Origin of the sequence: Streptomyces sp. NBC_00102, from assembly GCF_026343115.1 — a bacterium.
GTDB lineage: Bacteria > Actinomycetota > Actinomycetes > Streptomycetales > Streptomycetaceae > Streptomyces.
The window spans coordinates 143,429-159,520 of record NZ_JAPEMC010000004.1; the positions used below are offsets into that span (position 1 = coordinate 143,429).

A 16,092-nucleotide genomic window follows, 5' to 3' on the forward strand; every position below is an offset into this window, starting at 1 on the left:
CGGTCGCGGCAGGTGTCCCGCCGAGCCGCCGGGACGCCCCCGGCGGCTCACCGTCCGCCGGCCCCGCGGACGGTCCGTACCGCGAACAGCACGGCGGCCCCCGGACCGAGCGCTTCGAGCCATTTTCTGTCGCCCGGCAGGGGCGGAATTCCCACGGACGACTGCCTGCCCGCCAGATTCCGACCCCTCAGACGCGGGCGTCGCCTTCAGCCTCCTGCCCCTCCGGGCCGGCGGCGGGCGGTTCGGATGGGCCGATGTCGCACCACACGGCCTTCCCCTCGCCCCGGGGCTCGATGCCCCACCTGAGGGCGACGGCGTCCAGCAGCAGGAGCCCGCGTCCCGAGGTCGAGGTCTCACCGGGAGAGCGCCTGCGCGGCCATACACTGGAGCGGTCCTGGACCGAGAGGCGTATCCGGCGCACCGGTTCGGGAAGCACCTCCATCGTGAGCACCGCGCCTCCCTCCGTGTGCAGCAGCACATTGACCAGGAGCTCCCCGGTGACGAGTTCGGCGTCGTCGGCGAATTCCTCCATGTCCCAGTCGGTCAGCGCCTGCCGGACGATCGAGCGGGCGTCCGAGAGGCCCTCGGGATCGGCCTGGTGGATGTACTGGTGCAGCCTGGGCGCCAGCGTGGACCCCACGCCCGGACTGCGCCGGAGCACCAGCAGAGCGACGTCGTCGCCCGATCCCCAGCGCTCCCACAGCCGTTCGGAGAGATGGTCGGCGAGCGCCTCGGCCCCGGGCGGCCCGGTCCGTACCTCCTGAGCCAGCGCCGCGAGCCCGGTGTCGATGTCGGCCCCCGGCTCCTCGACCAGGCCGTCGCTGAAGAGCACGAGCGTCTCGCCCGGCACGAGGTCGAGACGGGTCTCGGGAAACTCCTCGTACTCGAAGTACGTCGAGATGCCGAGCGGGAGACCGCCCCTGACCTGGGGGCTGCGGACCCGCCCGTCGGCGTGCCGGATGAGCGGCTCGAAGTGGCCCGCGCGAGCCACGCGCAGGGCGCCCGAGCCCAGATCGACCTGCGCGTAGGTGCAGGTCGCGAAGCGGTCGGTGTCCAGCTCCGCGAGGAAACGCGAAGCTCTGGCGAGTACGGTCGCCGGCGGGTGCCCCTCGGCGGCGTAGGCGCGCAGGGCGATCCTGAGCTGTCCCATGATCGCCGCCGCGTGCGTGTCGTGTCCCTGTACGTCGCCCACCACCAGGCCGTACCGGCCGTTGGGCAGTGCGATCATGTCGTACCAGTCGCCGCCGACCTGGCGCCCGGTCCGCGCGGCGTGGTAGCGCACCGCGATCTCGCCGCCCTCGACGCTCTGGATCCGCCGGGGCAGCATCGCCGCCTGGAGCCCGGTCGCGAACTCGCGCTCCTCGTCGAAGAGCATCGCCCGTTGCAGGCTCTGCGCGAGGATGGCGGCGAGGCCCAGGCAGAGAATCCGTTCGTCCGCGTTGAACGACATCGGTCTGCCGTAGAACATCGCCAGCCCGCCCAGTGAACGCGACTGGGCGACGAGCGGCAGATAGGCGGCGGACGAGAAGCCCAGCAGGTCCACGTGGGACTCCAGCACCGGATAGCGCCGGACCAGATCGTCGGGTGAGGTGATGAACCGGGGACGACCGCTGAGGATGGTGTCGACCAGCGGCAGCTTCCGCCGGAGATCGCCGGAGCCCAGTCCGTCGAACGCCTCCAGCGTCTGCCCGCTCACCGCGACGACGTTCAGCGACTCGTTCTTCACCAGCCCGAGCGTCACCCCGTCCGAACCCAGCCTCGCCGTCCCCCCCGGCCCGCTCAGCGCCGCCGTGACGTCGTCCACGGACGCGGCACGCGACATGGCACTGGTCGTCCGCTCGACGATGCTCGTCTGGCGCTGGCGGCGCTTCTCCAGTTCCAGAACGAAATCCGAGTGCGTGACCTCCGCCGTCGCGTCCCGCACCACTCCGACGATGCGATGGGCCCTGCCGTCGGGGAGGCGCAGGATGCGCGCCTGAGCGTGTGTCCACTGGACCTCCCCGCCCGGCAGCGGCACCTGGAAGTGCACGCTGTAAGAATTGGCTCCACTGGTGACGGCCTCGTCGACCGACAGGTTGAGGCGCTCACGCTCGGCGGGTTCCAGAAGGTCCACCAAAGTCCCGGGCCTGCTGGCGTCGAACGTCGCGGGATCCACGCCGAAAACCATCAGCCCGGCGTCGTCCACGTTCATGGTCCGGGTCTCCAGGTCCCAGTCGAAACTCCCGGTCCGGTTCATCGCCAGCCGTTGGACCGTGTCGATCCCACTGTCGTGGGCCGAGGCGTCTGGACGCGGGGGCGCGGACGCGCGTTCCGCGGACTCTGTCTGGTCGGTCATTGCGGCTCCGGAGGTCGTCCGGCGGCGGGCCCGACGGGCTGCGGGGAAAGACCCTGGTCGTCCAATTGTCGAGCCGGTCCGGCGGGAGTGCCAGAGATGCTGGTGAGCCCACCCGGGAGGGGCGACGCCCCCCGCGCGGGCGGAACCGGGCGGCGGCGCAGAATGGCGGGACTCCGTCGCCCGCACCCGCGGGCGCCGCCGCGGAACCCGTACCGGAGCGCATCCATGAACGACGACGCCCCCGTCCTCCCCGTCCTCCTGCGCGACGACGGCCACGTCCGCCACATCACCCTGAACAGGCCGCGGGTACTGAACGCCCTCGACCACGCCTCGGTGCGCGCCCTCGACGCGGCGCTCGCGGCGGCGGGGCGCGACGACGCCGTCACGGCGGTGGTGATCTCGGGCGCCGGTGCGCGCGGTCTGTGCGCGGGCGGCGACATCCGTGCCCTGCACGACGACGCCAGGGCCGGCGGCAGCGCGTCCCTGGACTTCTGGCGCGACGAGTACCGTCTCAACGCGCGGATCCACCGGTTCCCCAAGCCGTACGTCGCCTACATGGACGGCATCGTGATGGGCGGCGGAGTCGGCATCTCGGCGCACGGGAGCGTACGCGTCGTCACCGAGCGCTCACGGGTCGCGATGCCGGAGACCGCCATCGGCTTCGTGCCGGACGTCGGCGGGCTCCACCTGCTGTCGCGGGCCCCCGGCGAGCTGGGAACCCACCTCGCGCTCACCGGCCGGTCCGTCGGCGCCGCGGACGCACTGCTGTGCGGCCTCGCCGACCACCACGTCCGCTCGGGGGACCTCCCGGCTCTCACGGCCGCGCTCTCCGGGTGTGGGACCCCCGCCGACATCACGCGCACGGTCCGGAGCCACGCCACCGACGCGGGGGCCGGGGAACTCGACGCCGCGCGCGGCTGGATCGACACCTGCTACACCGCCGACACCGTCGGCGGGATCGTGGACCGGCTCCGCGACCATGGGGCCCCCGCCGCGAAGGAGACCGCCGACACGCTTCTCACGCTGTCACCCACCGCACTCGCGGTCACCCTGGCCGCAGTTCGCCGGGCGCGGGCGGCGGGCAGTCTGGAGGAGTCGCTCGACCAGGACTTCCGTGTCTCCTCCCGCGCCTTCGCGCACCCCGACTTCGTCGAGGGCGTGCGCGCCAGGATCGTGGACAAGGACTACGCGCCCCGCTGGGCGCCGCCGCGTATCGAGGACGTCCGCGAGAGCGAGGTGGCCCGGTACTTCGCTCCGCTCGGCGCGGAGGAACTCGGGCTGGCGCCCGCCCCCGGCGACGGGTGACCCGGGCTGACCCGCGTGACGCGCACCGGAGCGGCACGGCTCACCGGCTGCTCGCCGACATGCTCGGCCGCAGCGCCCGGACGAGAGCGAAGAGCCGCTCCTCGTTCCCGGAGAGATCGGCGTCCCGCAGAGCCAGGTCCGCCTCCTCCATCGGGGCAGTGAGCAGCGGAAGGTACAGCGGAGCTTCCTGCGGCTCGGTGAGTGCGGCCCGGGTGGCCTCCAGCAGCCTGACGTAAGCCTGGGCCGCGGCGAGCTCGTCCTTCTCCATCTCGGCTTCTCCTGGTCAGAGGTGTCGGACCATCAGCATCTCCCACGGGTCTGACATCGGCGGGCAACCGGCCTCGCCACGACACCGACCCCAGTCACCTGCCGACCGCCTGCCGGAGGCCGGCCGGCGGCTCCACCTCCAGGAACCTGCGCCGCCGCGGTCCCCGGTAGAGCAGGGCCGTCCAGCCCAGTCGGCGCAGGACACCCGCGCACCGGGTGAGCGACGCTTCCTCGTCCGTGGAGGCGCCGCTGCCCGGCGGGCCCACCCACTCCACGCGGACCGTGCCGGGGGCCGGGCCCACGTGGACCCGATACCCCGCCGAGGCCCGCCGGCCCGAGGCGTCCACGGCCGACGGTCCGACACCGGCCGCCTCCAGCGCCAGCGCCACAGCGCGCACGGGTCGCAGGACTTCCCAGGCGGCGGGTACCGACTCCGGGGCGGGATGCTCCGGGTTGGTCACGCGCCGGATCTGCAGCAGACCCGCGTGGGCGGTGGCCACCGCGGCGGCGCGTGCCGCCACCGCGGTCGCCGCGAGGGCCAGCCCGTCCCCGGTCGCCGGTTCAAAGCCCGTCTCCTCAGCGTCCGGCATACCTCGCCCGACCTCCGTGGCCCCGCCATCCCTCATGCGCGACATCCCTCATGCGCGACATCCCTCACCCGTGCCGAAGTCCCTTTTCCGGTACGGCCAGTGTGCCGCGACCCACTGACAGCGGCACCGGCCCCGACGCGCCGCCGGCCGGCCCGGCGGCGCGTCGGGACGTGGTTCAGGCCCCCGGGAGCCCGGTGGACAGCACCTTGCCGGGGTTGAGGATGCCGTGCGGGTCCAGGGCGGACTTCACGGCCCGGTGCATGGCGAGCACGGCCGGACCCAGCTCTCTGCTCATTCCGCCCATCTTCAGCAGGCCCACGCCGTGTTCACCCGTCACCGTGCCGCCGAGCGCGATCGCGTCGTCCAGGATGTCCTCGAACGCCGACTGGGCCCGTCCCCGGGCGGCTTCGTCCCCGGGCGGAGTGATGATCAGCGGATGGAGGTTGCCGTCGCCCGCGTGCGCGATGTTGGCCACCAGGATGTCGTGCCGGGCGGCCGTACGCTCGATCCTCGCCAGCATCTCCGGCACCGCGGTCCTGGGGACGCACACGTCCTCGGTGAGCACCGGGCCCAGGCGTTCGAGCGCCGGGTAGGCGAGCCGCCGTGCCTCGAAGAGCGCGTCGGCCTCCTGCTGGTCGGTGGAGACGGCGGCCCAGGTCGCCCCGGCCCGCTCGAAGCACTCCCGTACGAGTTCCGCCTCCGCGTCCCCCTCGGCTCCCGGGGTGTCGACCCTGCCCAGCAGTACGACCTCGGCGTCGGCGGAAAGCCCCATGTTCTTCCAGGCGTCGACGGCGGCGAGACAGTGGCGGTCGACGAGTTCCAGGGCAGAGGGGATGACGCCCGAGGCGGTGACGGCACTCACCGCCTCGCCCGCAGTCACCACCGAGGGGAAGTACCCGGCGACGGTCCGCTCGGCGGGCCGCCGGGGCCTGAGCCGCACGGTGATCTCGGTGATGACGCCGAGCGTGCCCTCGGAGCCGACCATCAGCCCGGCCAGGTCGTACCCCGCGACCCCCTTGGCGGTGCTGCGCCCCAGCCGGACCGTTTCGCCGAGTCCGTTGACGACCTCCAGGCCGAGTACGTAGTCGCGGGTCACGCCGTACTTCACGCAGCACATGCCACCGGCGTTCGTCGCCACGTTCCCGCCGATGGTGGACCACGGGGAACTGGCGGGATCGGGCGGATACCAGAGTCCGTGCTCCGCGCAGGCGGCCCGCAGGTCGTCGTTGACGACGCCCGGCTGCACGACCGCGAGCCGCTCGGCGGGGTCGATCCGCAGCACCGCGTTCATGTCCTCGAAGGAGAGCACGATCGCGCCGTCCACCGCGTTGGCCCCGCCCGAGAGCCCCGTACCGGCTCCGCGCGACACCAGCGGGATGCCGTGCTCGACGCAGTGGCGCACCACGGCGCGCACCTCGGCGGTGTTCTGCGGCCGCACCACCGCCCGGGGCATCCCGTACGGAGCCCACTCGGCCTCGTCGTGCTGATAGCGGGCCAGATCCGCGGGGCCCGTGAGCACCCGTCGGGCCGGGATGCTGTCGACCGGTGCGTTCGTCATGCCGATGGCCACCTCCTGCAACGATGTATGTGCCATCCATCATGGCGCGCGCCGGTCGGGGGCTCGGAGGCGGGCCGCCGGAAAATCGGGTGACCGCACAAGACTCCCTGGGCAGGCTCCAGGCTCCATCGCTCCGCAGGGAACGCAGAGGTACCGCGAACGTGGGTGAGACAGCCCGGACCACCAGTCCCGCCCCGGGTTCCGGCACCGCCGCGGACGCTCTGCGCGCGGACTGCGCCAACTGCTTCGGGCTGTGCTGCGTCGCCCTCACCCTCTTCGCCTCCGCCGACTTCGCGGTAGACAAGGAGGCGGGCGAGCCCTGTTCGCACCTCCAGGAGGACTTCCGCTGCGGGATCCACCGGCGGCTCCGGACCGCCGGCTATCCCGGATGCACGGTGTACGACTGCTTCGGCGCGGGGCAGAAGGTCTCGCAGGGCGTGTACGCGGGGCAGAACTGGCGTTCCCGCCCGGAGACCGCGGACGAGATGTTCCGGGTGTTCCGGGTGATGCGTCAGCTCCACGAGATGCTCGCCCTTCTGACGGAGGCTCTCGGCCTGCCCGCGGCGGGCCCGATGCGCGAGGAACTGCGACGGGCGTACGACGCCACGGAACGTCTCACCCTGGAACCCGCCGACCAACTGGCCGGCTTGGACGTGCCGGCGCACCGGGAGACGGTCGCGCCCCTGCTGCGCGGGGCCAGTGCGCTCGTCCGCGCCACCGTGCCCGACCGCCCCGGAAGGCGTCGCCCGGGCCGTGATCTCTTCGGGGCCCGGCTCCGGGGCGCGGATCTGCGGGGCGCCGACCTGCGGTCGGCGTGCCTGGTGGCGGCGGACCTCACCGGCGCGGACCTGGGCCTTGCGGACGTGATCGGAGCCGACTTCCGTGACGCCCGGCTCGCGGGCGCCGACCTGACCGACACCCTCTTCCTGACCCAGGTCCAGCTCAACGCGGCCCGGGGCGACGGTGCGACGAGGATCCCGCCCTCGCTCAGCCGCCCAGCCCGCTGGGACGCCTGACCGCGACGGCGCGGAGGTTCGTCCAACGCGCCGTACCGGTCTCGCCGCCGGACACCACCTACGCCCGCCACTCCGCGGTGCGCTCGGGCGAGGCCGCTGCCAGGGCCTTGAGGATGGCTTCGGCGTCACCCCGGTTTCCGTACACGGGTGTGCCGGGCTGCTGGCGCCACGACTCGTCCAGACCGCCGGCGTCGACCGTGTCGAACCCCAGCTCGTCGATGAGGTCCCGCACGGCCCTCTTCGCCTCTTCGTCGTCCCCGGCCACGGGAAGCGCCTGCCGGCCGGGAGTCTCCTGCGGAAGACCGCGGTCCAGGATGTCCTGGGCGAACGTGCCGTTGAACGCCTTGACGACCGGGCGGCCGATCCTGGCCTCGGTCCAGCGGCTCTCCGGCAGCCCCTCCTCGATCTCCGCGATCCGGCCGTCCCGCTGCTGCGGGTAGTAGTTGCCGGTGTCGATCACCACGGCTCCGTCCGCCGCGTGGTCCAGGAAACCGGCGGGCAGGTCGGGGACGGACTTCAGCGGCACGGTCACCACGACGATCCGCGCGTCGCGCGCCGCTTCGGAGGCCTTCGCCGCCGTGGCTCCGGTTTCCGCGACGAGGGCTTCGAGAGTCTCGGGGCCGCGCGAATTGGCGACGGTCACCTGGTGGCCGAGGGCGGTCAGACGCCGGGTCAGGTTGCCACCGATATTGCCCGCACCAATGATGCCGATCTGCATATGATCCGACCTTCTTCGTGTCGTGCGGAAAGGCTGAATGGTCACTCGTAGTGCGCCAACCCCTCCGTCCCGCCCGCTATTCCTGCGGGCGAATCGATACTTCAGCCGAAGCGGAAATGGCACGCGCCCGACGCGGGCATCTGAAGGGACGAGGACGGACATCCCGGACCTCGCCGGAAGGTGGCCCCCATGCTGCACGGAATAGATGTCAGCTCCTATCAGGAGACGTTCGAAACCGACGGAGTGGATTTCGTCTTCATCAAGTCGACGGAGGGGACCTCCTACGTCAATCCGCACCTGGCCACCCAGGTGAAGCGGGCGCGGGACGCCGGCTGCGTGGTCGGCTTCTACCACTTCCTCTGGCCGGGAAAGGTGGCGGAGCAGGTGCGCTACTTCCTCGCCGGAACGCCGGAGAAATCTGGGGACCTCTTCGCCGTCGACTGGGAGCGGACCGGTGACGGCACCCGGGCCGGCAATGCCGACAAGGACAAGTTCCTCCACGAGTTGAAACGGCTCCGCCCGGACCACCGGGCTCTGCTCTACTGCGGCCGTTCGTTCTGGCTCGACGTCGACAGGACCTCGTACGCGGGCGACGGCCTGTGGATCGCTGACTACGTGGAACCGGGGCAGCCGCGCATCCAGGCGGACTGGCGCTTCCACCAGTACACGGACCATCCGCTCGACAGGAACGTGGCGGCCTTCGCCTCGCCCGCCGAGTTGCGCGACTGGGCCGGGGGGTAGGGCCCGCCGGGTGCCCGCGCGTGGAGCCGCGCCGATCGGGAACAGCTCAAGCGGCTTAGGATATTTTGTGGCAAATGTCCGATCCGGTGCAGCGGTGGCTCCATGCGCCTCCGGCACACCGGGTGAACGGAGGAGCGCCTGTGAAAGCCGCCGTGGTCCGCAGTTTCACCGAACCCCTGACCGTGGAGGAGAGGCCCGTCCCGACCCCCGCACCGCACCAGGTGCTGGTGCGGATGGAGACCTCCGGCCTCTGCCACACCGACATCCACGCCGCCCGGGGGGACTGGCCCGTGAAACCGGCGCCCCCCTTCGTACCCGGACACGAGGGAATCGGCGTGGTCGAAGCCGTCGGTGACCAGGTGAACCACCTCTCGGCGGGAGACAGAGTGGCGATCCCCTGGCTCGGCGAGGCCTGCGGCCACTGCGACCACTGCGTGTCCGGCTGGGAGACCCTCTGTCTGGAGCAGAGCAACAGCGGCTACTCGGTCGACGGCAGCCACACCGAGTACGCCGTGGCCCACGGCACCTACGTGGTGCCGGTGCCCGAGGGGATCGACCCCCTCGACGCCGCCCCGCTGACCTGCGCGGGCGTGACCACGTACAAGGCCGTGAAGCTCTCGGGCGCCCGCCCCGGCGCCCGGGTCCTCGTCTCCGGGATCGGAGGCCTCGGACACCTCGCGCTCCAGTACGCGCGGATCTTCGGCGCGGAGACCATCGCGGTCGACGTCACCGACGAGAAACTGACGCTCGCCCGGGAGCTGGGTGCGGACCACGTCATCGACGCCCGCACCCAGGACGTCGCCGAAGAGGCCCAGAAGCTGGGCGGCGCCGACGCGGCGATCTCCCTGGCGGTCAGCAACGAGTCCTTCTCCGCCGCGTACGGATCGCTCCGCCGCGGAGGGACGCTCGTCCTCGTCGCGCTGCCGGCCGAGGGTACGCTCGCGCTGCCGGTCTTCGACACGGTCCTGAACGGGATCACCGTCGTCGGCTCCATCGTCGGTACCCGCGAGGACCTGGCCGAGGTCTTCCGGCTGCACCGCCTCGGCCGCACCCGGGTCGTCCGCGAGACCCGGAGGCTCGACGACATCAACAGCTCGATCGACGAGGTCCTGGAGGGGAAGGTGTCCGGCCGGCTCGTCTTCGATCTCCGCTGACACCCCCCGACGGCGGCGACCACGCCCCGCCGCCGTTGGGCCTTTCGGGTGTCCTTGGCGCCCCGTGACGCCCCACCGGGAAGGATGTCCCACAGGGCCGAACCCCACCGGGCCATTCTGGTCGGCGAGTCCGCAACGGGCCGTCGATCAAAGGAGCGTCGCAGTGACGACGAGGGGTACCTCAGAACCGGTGGAATCAGAGGCCGCGTACGCGGACGAACTGCCGGTACGGCGCAAGCAGCCGGGAAATGTCGTCATCAGATGGCTGACCACCACCGATCACAAGACGATCGGCACGCTCTACCTGATCACGTCTTTCGCCTTCTTCTGCGTCGGAGGCATTCTCGCCCTGGTCATGCGTGCCGAACTGGCCCGGCCGGGCAACCAGATCGTCTCCAACGAGCAGTTCAACCAGGCGTTCACGATGCACGGCACGATCATGCTGCTGATGTTCGCGACGCCGCTGTTCGCCGGTTTCACCAACTGGATCATGCCGCTGCAGATCGGTGCGCCCGACGTGGCGTTCCCCCGACTGAACATGTTCGCGTACTGGCTGTACCTCTTCGGTTCGCTCATCGCGGTGGGAGGCTTCCTCACCCCGCAGGGCGCCGCCGACTTCGGCTGGTTCGCCTACTCCCCGCTCACCGACGCGGTCCACTCGCCGGGCGTCGGCGGTGACCTGTGGATCATGGGTCTGGCATTCTCCGGCTTCGGCACGATCCTCGGATCGGTCAACTTCATCACCACGATCGTCTGCATGCGCGCGCCCGGCATGACGATGTTCCGGATGCCGATCTTCGTGTGGACCGTGCTGCTGACCGCTGTCCTGGTCCTCCTGGCCTTCCCGGTCCTCGCGGGCGCGCTGCTGGCCCTGGAGGCCGACCGCAAGTTCGGAGCCCAGATCTTCAACCCGGCCAACGGCGGGTCGCTGCTCTGGCAACACCTCTTCTGGTTCTTCGGACACCCGGAGGTGTACATCATCGCCCTGCCGTTCTTCGGGATCGTCAGCGAGGTCATCCCGGTCTTCAGCCGCAAGCCGATCTTCGGCTACATCGGCCTGATCGCGGCCACGATCGCCATCGCGGGTCTCTCCGTGACGGTGTGGGCGCACCACATGTACGTGACGGGCGGGGTGCTCCTGCCGTTCTTCTCCTTCATGACGTTCCTCATCGCGGTACCGACCGGTGTGAAGTTCTTCAACTGGATCGGCACGATGTGGAAGGGCTCGCTGTCCTTCGAGACACCGATGCTCTGGGCCACCGGCTTCCTGGTCACCTTCCTCTTCGGTGGTCTGACCGGTGTCCTGCTGGCCTCGCCGCCGCTGGACTTCCACGTCTCGGACTCGTACTTCGTCGTCGCGCACTTCCACTACGTCGTCTTCGGCACCGTCGTGTTCGCGATGTTCGCCGGGTTCCACTTCTGGTGGCCGAAGTTCACCGGCAAGATGCTGGACGAGCGGCTCGGCAAGATCACGTTCTGGACGCTGTTCGTGGGCTTCCACGGCACGTTCCTGGTGCAGCACTGGCTCGGTGCCGAGGGCATGCCGCGCCGTTACGCGGACTACCTCGCGGCCGACGGTTTCACCACGCTGAACACGATCTCGACGATCGCCTCGTTCCTGCTGGGCCTGTCGATCCTGCCGTTCCTCTACAACGTGTGGAAGACCGCCAAGTACGGCGAGAAGATCGAGGTCGACGACCCGTGGGGCTTCGGCCGTTCGCTGGAGTGGGCGACTTCCTGCCCGCCCCCGCGCCACAACTTCGTGACCCTGCCCCGGATCCGTTCGGAGTCCCCGGCGTTCGACCTGCACCACCCCTACGTCCGCGCGATCGACGACGCGGCCAACGTGCCCGGCGCCTCCGTGACCATCGCCCCGGGGGACAAGCAGCAGTAGGCGCGGCCGGCCCGAAGACATCCGCCGTCACGAGAAGAGGAACGCGTGAAACCCGATCCGGACTGCGCCCGGGGTCTTGCCCGCATGGAGGGCTATCTCCTGTGGAACGCCGAGGTCGAAGAGGCGCGCCGCCGCGCCGGCCGCTTCACCGATCAGCTGCCCTGGCTCACCACCGCCCAGCGCGAGGACGTGGAGCGCGTCTACGTCACCGACCGGGTCGCGGTCTGCCGGGAGTCGTTCAGCAGGGTGGCCGGACGGGCGGTCGAACTCCGTGCCGAGTACACCGCACGCTACGAACAGCTCAGGAACCGCTGCGTGGCGCTGTCGGTCGCCGGGGCAGGCGCCGTGACGGGCGCCTGCGCCGCGCTGACCCTGCTCATCCGCTGACCCGTTCCACCACGCTCCCCGCCGCGGGCACCACGCCCGCGGCGGGGAGCGCCGTACGTCCTCAGCGCGTCGCCGCCGGGGTCCCCGCCGCGTGCCGGTCCGGCCGGAACGCACCCGCCTGCGCGGCGTCGAGAGCGGACAGCCGGGCGGACAGCCGGTCGGCGTACGAACGGGAGAGCCCGGCCGGGCGCCCGTCGAGGTGCACGGCGCAGGCCGTCGTCGTGTCGATCAGCGACTCCAGGGCATGGGCGACCTCGGCGGACCCGGCCGTACGCCGGGCCACCGGCGGCAGCTCGGCGGCCGACAGATCGATCGCGTTCCGGGCCGCCGCGAGGGACCGGTAGGCGTCCCGCCGCAGATCGCCGCGGAGCTCCCCGTCCCCGGGGTGGTCCAGGACGTGGCGCAGGTACCGGTACGCGGCCGAGGAGGACGTGTCCAGTGCCGAGCGCACCGAGTGCACCCGCTGACCAGGCATCCGCACATGGCCGATCACCAGGACGAGCGCACAGGCCAGCAGCGACTCCACGATGCGCCCGGCACCGGCGGAGGGCTCACCGGTCAGGACCACCAGCGAGAGCACCAGTACGGTGACGACCGCCGTCTGGGCCGCGAAATGACGGCTGGCCACCGGGACGAGCGCACCGCACACCGCCACCGCTCCCACCGCGACCGCGGGTCCGGCGAACGGAGCCAGCAGCACGGCGAAGAGAGCGGCTCCCGCCACCGTCCCGACCGCCCGGCACAGCACACGCGAGGCCAGCGGCCCGAGATCGGGCTTGACCAGGAACACCGCGGTCGCCGGCAGCCAGTACCAGTGGTCGTGACGGAGCACCTGGGCGAGCGCTGTGCTCGTCCCGCAGCACAGGGCGACCCGGATCCCGTACGCGCGCCCGGCCGGGCCGAAGGCGCGGCGCAGCAGGGACGTACGACGCGAGGCCCCGACGGTCCGCGGCGTGCGGCCCTCCCGGCTGTCGAAATCGGTGGCGGCGCGCAGCAGCGCCTCGTCGAGTGCCCGCAGTCCCGATCCGGACCGGGCCGGAGCGGGAAGCGCGCCGCAGGGGGCGCCCGTGAGGACGGCCCGAGCCAGCCGGTCGGGCCCCTCCGCGATCCGGGCGGGCAGTGCTTCCCCGGCCCAGGCCAGCGCGGTCGCCGCCTCGGCCAGGGGGAACGCCGCGGCGTACTGGGCGTGCAGCCTGCGCTCGGCCGCCGAACTCGCGTGCCGTCGCAGCCTCGGCCCGGACAGGGTGTCCTGTGCGTGGTCGAGCGCGCCGCTCAGCGCCGCGCGACGGCCCGGCGCCCGGTCGCTCCCCGCGGCCCGCAGCAGTTCCGCGACGGCCGTGTACACCGCCGCCACGGCCTCCCGCTCCCCGTCGAGGACGTACGGAGCGCCGCCCTTGGCCCGGGAACGTACCGGGGAGGGCAGCACCAGCCGCAGCACCAGCAGCCACCCCGCGCCGACGAGGAACAGGGACGCCCGCTGCCAGCCGGGTTCGGGCAGCGGCATCCCGGCGCCGATCACGGCCGCCACCAGCAACTGGGTCCCGCAGGAGGAGGCCACCGGCCCGGTCGAGCTGAGCGCACCCGCCACGAGTCCGAGCACGGCCAGCGCGAGCGGCATGAGCACCAGGGAACGCCCGCCGCCGGTGAGGTCGCCGAGCCAGGTGCCGACGAACAGCCCGAGGGAGCCGATCACCGCGGGGACCCCGAGCCGCAGCACCGCACCACGGCGGCTGCCCGGCCGGTCGTTGATCCCCGCGAGCATGGCCCCCAGTGCGGCGGGCACTCCCAGCGAAGGGCGGTCGGCCAGGACCGCGAGCAGGAGCGGCAGCGCGGCCGGCCCGCCCCGCAGAACGGCGCCCCAGGGCACCGGGGTGCGCTGCATGTTCATGACGTGGCCGAGCCAGCGGGGCAGCGGTCGCGAGAAGGTGAGGAAGGGGAGAGTGGGCAAGGCAGGTCGGAACACGTGGCTCCCGTCCAGCGGTGACGTGGTGCGCCGGTGGACGTCCTCGGCCTTGGCTGCGTGCACCAAGCCTAGGGGAGCGTCGTGGAGAACGTGCTACCCGACCGTTTCCGGGACGTGAAACCCCGCAGCCCGACGGAACGACGGGCCGGGAGCGGTGCGCCGACCAGGGGGACCCACGGCCTCTCCCGTGCGGCGGATCACAGCCGGCTCGGATGCGTGACCGCACCGCCTACCGCTGCGGCGGATTCCCTTCGCCGCCCCGCTCGCCCGGTGCGCCGAACTGGCGCTTGAGGCTGTCCTGGGCCGAGTCGACCTGGCCCTGGTACTTGTTGCCGGTCTTCTTGTCGATCATGTCGCCGGCCTTGTCGACGGCCTTGCCCGTCTGGTCCTCGTGCCCCTTGAGCATCTTCTTGATCTTGTCCATCGCCGACATGGTGTGACCTTCCCGTCGTCTTTCCCCCCCGGGTCCTTCCCAGGTTGGCCGCCCCGCGCCCGCTCCGCATCCCCGGCCGTGTCACGGGATGCGAAGCCCGCACCTGGACGGAAGTGTGAACACCGCCCCCCTGGGCAAATACCGGATGACCAACAGGAGGTGGTGGCAATGGGCCGCATCAAGATCGTCCGTCGTCCGCCGCAGCCCTCGGGGCCGCCCCCGCTCGACCTGCGCACGCCCTCCGGCCGGCAGCTTCCCTACTGACGACGCACCGGAGCTGCCGGAGGCCACCCACCGGCACCTCGTTGCCCGGAGTCGGTGACTAAGCTCCGTACGCATGATCGATCAATCTGTCCCGCCCTCGCGTTCCGCACGGGAAACCGCCTCGTGCCCGCCGGTCGGCCCGCGTTCCGTCGCCCGCACGGTCCGTCGGGTCGCACGTCAGGGGAGCGCCGCGTGAACGCTCCCGAGCGGAACTGGGCCAAGAACGTCACCTTCGGTGCCCGGCGCCTGCTGACCCCCACCTCCGTGGAAGAGCTGCGCCACATCGTGGGGTTGTCCACCGAGATCCGTGCACTCGGCACCCGGCACTCCTTCAACGACATCGCCGACACGCGGGGTGACCTGGTCTCGGTCGCCGGGCTTCCCCGGACGGTCGAGATCGACTCAGCCGCGCGTACCGCCACGGTCAGCGCCGGACTGCGGTTCGGGGACCTGGCCGCACCCCTGCACGAGAGCGGCTTCGCGCTCCACAACCTCGGCTCGCTCCCGCACATCTCGGTCGCCGGAGCCTGCGCCACCGGGACCCACGGATCCGGCGTCGGGAACCGCTCGCTGGCCGGAGCGGTCCGCGCCGTCGAAATCGTCCGCGCCGACGGATCCCTGACCACCCTGGAGCGTGGCCACCCCGACTTCCCCGGCGCGGTGGTCTCCCTCGGCGCCCTCGGCATCGTCACGCGGCTGACCCTCGACCTGGTGCCCGCCTTCGACGTCCGGCAATGGGTCTACGAAGGTCTGCCCCGCGACCAGGCGGTGCACGGGTTCGACGAGATCATGTCCGAGGGCTACAGCGTCAGCCTCTTCACGAGCTGGCGCGGCGGACCCGTCGACCAGGTGTGGGTGAAGCGCGCCGTGGACGCCGAGGACGCTTACGAAGTCCCGGCAGCGTGGCGCGGCGCGGCGCTCGCGGACGGTCCCCGCCACCCGGTTCCCGGAATGCCGGCCGGGAACTGCACCCTTCAGCAGGGGGTACGCGGACCCTGGTACGAGCGGCTGCCCCACTTCCGCCTCGAATTCACCCCCAGCAGCGGCGACGAGCTGCAGTCGGAGTACTTCGTGGCACGCCAGGACGCCCCGGCGGCCTTCGAGGCACTGGAGCGCATACAGGACCGCGTGGCACCCCATCTGCTGATCGCCGAGATCAGGACGGTGGCGGCCGACGAACTCTGGCTGAGCCCCGCCCAGGGGCGCGACTCGGTGGCCTTCCACTTCACGTGGAAGCCGGACGCCGAGGCCGTCACCCCGGTGCTGCACGCCGTCGAGGAAGCGCTAGCCCCGTTCGGCGCGAGGCCGCACTGGGGAAAGGTCTTCCCCGCGGGGCCGGACGACCTGCGGGGCCTGTACCCCGACTGGACCCGCTTCGAGGAGCTGGCCGGCCGGTACGACCCCGAGGGAGTCTTCCGCAACGACTTCCTGCGGCGCTTCTTCCCCCGGTCCGGGGACTGACGCACG

14 protein-coding genes are annotated in these 16,092 nt (G+C 71.7%); 7 read left to right on the plus strand and 7 right to left on the minus strand.

Annotated features, from left to right (window positions below; genetic code table 11):
- Positions 1 to 187: 187 nt before the first annotated feature.
- The gene (locus tag OHA55_RS33765) at positions 188 to 2,335 is read right to left on the minus strand and encodes a SpoIIE family protein phosphatase (RefSeq protein ID WP_266713817.1); all 2,148 of its coding nucleotides are present in this window, start codon (positions 2,333 to 2,335) and stop codon (positions 188 to 190) included.
- A 225-nt stretch (positions 2,336 to 2,560) separates the two neighbouring features.
- Here OHA55_RS33765 and OHA55_RS33770 point away from each other — a divergent pair, with 225 nt between their 5' ends.
- A complete protein-coding gene (locus tag OHA55_RS33770; protein ID WP_266713819.1) occupies positions 2,561 to 3,640 on the plus strand; it encodes an enoyl-CoA hydratase/isomerase family protein in 1,080 nt (359 codons plus the stop codon).
- Between the two features lie 40 nt (positions 3,641 to 3,680).
- Here OHA55_RS33770 and OHA55_RS33775 read toward each other — a convergent pair whose 3' ends face one another.
- The 3 genes from OHA55_RS33775 to OHA55_RS33785 form a co-directional block, all read right to left on the minus strand.
- The gene (locus tag OHA55_RS33775) at positions 3,681 to 3,908 is read right to left on the minus strand and encodes a hypothetical protein (RefSeq protein WP_266713821.1); all 228 of its coding nucleotides are present in this window, start codon (positions 3,906 to 3,908) and stop codon (positions 3,681 to 3,683) included.
- Between the two features lie 94 nt (positions 3,909 to 4,002).
- Positions 4,003 to 4,497: a hypothetical protein gene (locus tag OHA55_RS33780; RefSeq protein ID WP_266713823.1), complete on the minus strand. Its 495-nt coding sequence runs from the start codon at positions 4,495 to 4,497 to the stop codon at positions 4,003 to 4,005.
- A gap of 175 nt (positions 4,498 to 4,672) precedes the next feature.
- Entirely contained in the window at positions 4,673 to 6,055 is a 1,383-nt protein-coding gene (locus OHA55_RS33785) for an FAD-binding oxidoreductase (protein WP_266713825.1), read from the minus strand.
- A gap of 161 nt (positions 6,056 to 6,216) precedes the next feature.
- Between OHA55_RS33785 and OHA55_RS33790 the strand changes: the two genes are divergently transcribed.
- Positions 6,217 to 7,071, plus strand: a complete 855-nt coding sequence (locus OHA55_RS33790) for a pentapeptide repeat-containing protein (RefSeq protein WP_266713827.1) — start codon at positions 6,217 to 6,219, stop codon at positions 7,069 to 7,071.
- 58 nt (positions 7,072 to 7,129) lie between these two features.
- On the opposite strand, the gene OHA55_RS33795 is transcribed toward OHA55_RS33790, so the two are convergent.
- On the minus strand, positions 7,130 to 7,951 hold the full coding sequence (locus tag OHA55_RS33795; RefSeq protein ID WP_266713829.1) for an NADPH-dependent F420 reductase: 822 nt from the start codon (positions 7,949 to 7,951) through the stop codon (positions 7,130 to 7,132).
- Between the two features lie 27 nt (positions 7,952 to 7,978).
- Between OHA55_RS33795 and OHA55_RS33800 the strand changes: the two genes are divergently transcribed.
- The 4 genes from OHA55_RS33800 to OHA55_RS33815 all read left to right on the plus strand — a co-directional run bounded on the left by OHA55_RS33800 (position 7,979) and on the right by OHA55_RS33815 (position 11,965).
- Positions 7,979 to 8,530 (plus strand): GH25 family lysozyme, encoded by a 552-nt coding sequence (locus tag OHA55_RS33800; protein ID WP_266713831.1) that lies wholly within the window; start codon positions 7,979 to 7,981, stop codon positions 8,528 to 8,530.
- A 140-nt stretch (positions 8,531 to 8,670) separates the two neighbouring features.
- Complete coding sequence (gene adhP, locus OHA55_RS33805) at positions 8,671 to 9,684, plus strand: alcohol dehydrogenase AdhP (protein WP_266713833.1); 1,014 nt, start codon at positions 8,671 to 8,673, stop codon at positions 9,682 to 9,684.
- Between the two features lie 163 nt (positions 9,685 to 9,847).
- Positions 9,848 to 11,578: a cytochrome c oxidase subunit I gene (gene ctaD / locus OHA55_RS33810; RefSeq protein ID WP_266713835.1), complete on the plus strand. Its 1,731-nt coding sequence runs from the start codon at positions 9,848 to 9,850 to the stop codon at positions 11,576 to 11,578.
- A 45-nt stretch (positions 11,579 to 11,623) separates the two neighbouring features.
- Complete coding sequence (locus OHA55_RS33815) at positions 11,624 to 11,965, plus strand: hypothetical protein (protein ID WP_266713837.1); 342 nt, start codon at positions 11,624 to 11,626, stop codon at positions 11,963 to 11,965.
- A 61-nt stretch (positions 11,966 to 12,026) separates the two neighbouring features.
- Here OHA55_RS33815 and OHA55_RS33820 read toward each other — a convergent pair whose 3' ends face one another.
- Entirely contained in the window at positions 12,027 to 13,853 is a 1,827-nt protein-coding gene (locus OHA55_RS33820) for an FUSC family protein (protein WP_266714017.1), read from the minus strand.
- 304 nt (positions 13,854 to 14,157) lie between these two features.
- On the minus strand, positions 14,158 to 14,361 hold the full coding sequence (locus OHA55_RS33825) for an antitoxin (RefSeq protein WP_266713839.1): 204 nt from the start codon (positions 14,359 to 14,361) through the stop codon (positions 14,158 to 14,160).
- A 456-nt stretch (positions 14,362 to 14,817) separates the two neighbouring features.
- Here OHA55_RS33825 and OHA55_RS33830 point away from each other — a divergent pair, with 456 nt between their 5' ends.
- Positions 14,818 to 16,086 (plus strand): D-arabinono-1,4-lactone oxidase, encoded by a 1,269-nt coding sequence (locus tag OHA55_RS33830; RefSeq protein WP_266713841.1) that lies wholly within the window; start codon positions 14,818 to 14,820, stop codon positions 16,084 to 16,086.
- Positions 16,087 to 16,092 lie beyond the last annotated feature (6 nt).

What these genes read in the sequence shown, in the direction of transcription:
- OHA55_RS33770 (WP_266713819.1), top strand. Translation starts at nt 2,561, where the DNA reads ATGAACGACGACGCCCCCGTCCTCCCCGTCCTCCTGCGCGACGACGGC.
- OHA55_RS33820 (WP_266714017.1), bottom strand. Translation starts at nt 13,853, where the DNA reads ATGAACATGCAGCGCACCCCGGTGCCCTGGGGCGCCGTTCTGCGGGGC.
- OHA55_RS33785 (WP_266713825.1), bottom strand. Translation starts at nt 6,055, where the DNA reads ATGACGAACGCACCGGTCGACAGCATCCCGGCCCGACGGGTGCTCACG.
- OHA55_RS33780 (WP_266713823.1), bottom strand. Translation starts at nt 4,497, where the DNA reads ATGCCGGACGCTGAGGAGACGGGCTTTGAACCGGCGACCGGGGACGGG.
- OHA55_RS33800 (WP_266713831.1), top strand. Translation starts at nt 7,979, where the DNA reads ATGCTGCACGGAATAGATGTCAGCTCCTATCAGGAGACGTTCGAAACC.
- OHA55_RS33765 (WP_266713817.1), bottom strand. Translation starts at nt 2,335, where the DNA reads ATGACCGACCAGACAGAGTCCGCGGAACGCGCGTCCGCGCCCCCGCGT.
- OHA55_RS33795 (WP_266713829.1), bottom strand. Translation starts at nt 7,951, where the DNA reads ATGTCCGTCCTCGTCCCTTCAGATGCCCGCGTCGGGCGCGTGCCATTT.
- OHA55_RS33775 (WP_266713821.1), bottom strand. Translation starts at nt 3,908, where the DNA reads ATGGAGAAGGACGAGCTCGCCGCGGCCCAGGCTTACGTCAGGCTGCTG.
- OHA55_RS33825 (WP_266713839.1), bottom strand. Translation starts at nt 14,361, where the DNA reads ATGTCGGCGATGGACAAGATCAAGAAGATGCTCAAGGGGCACGAGGAC.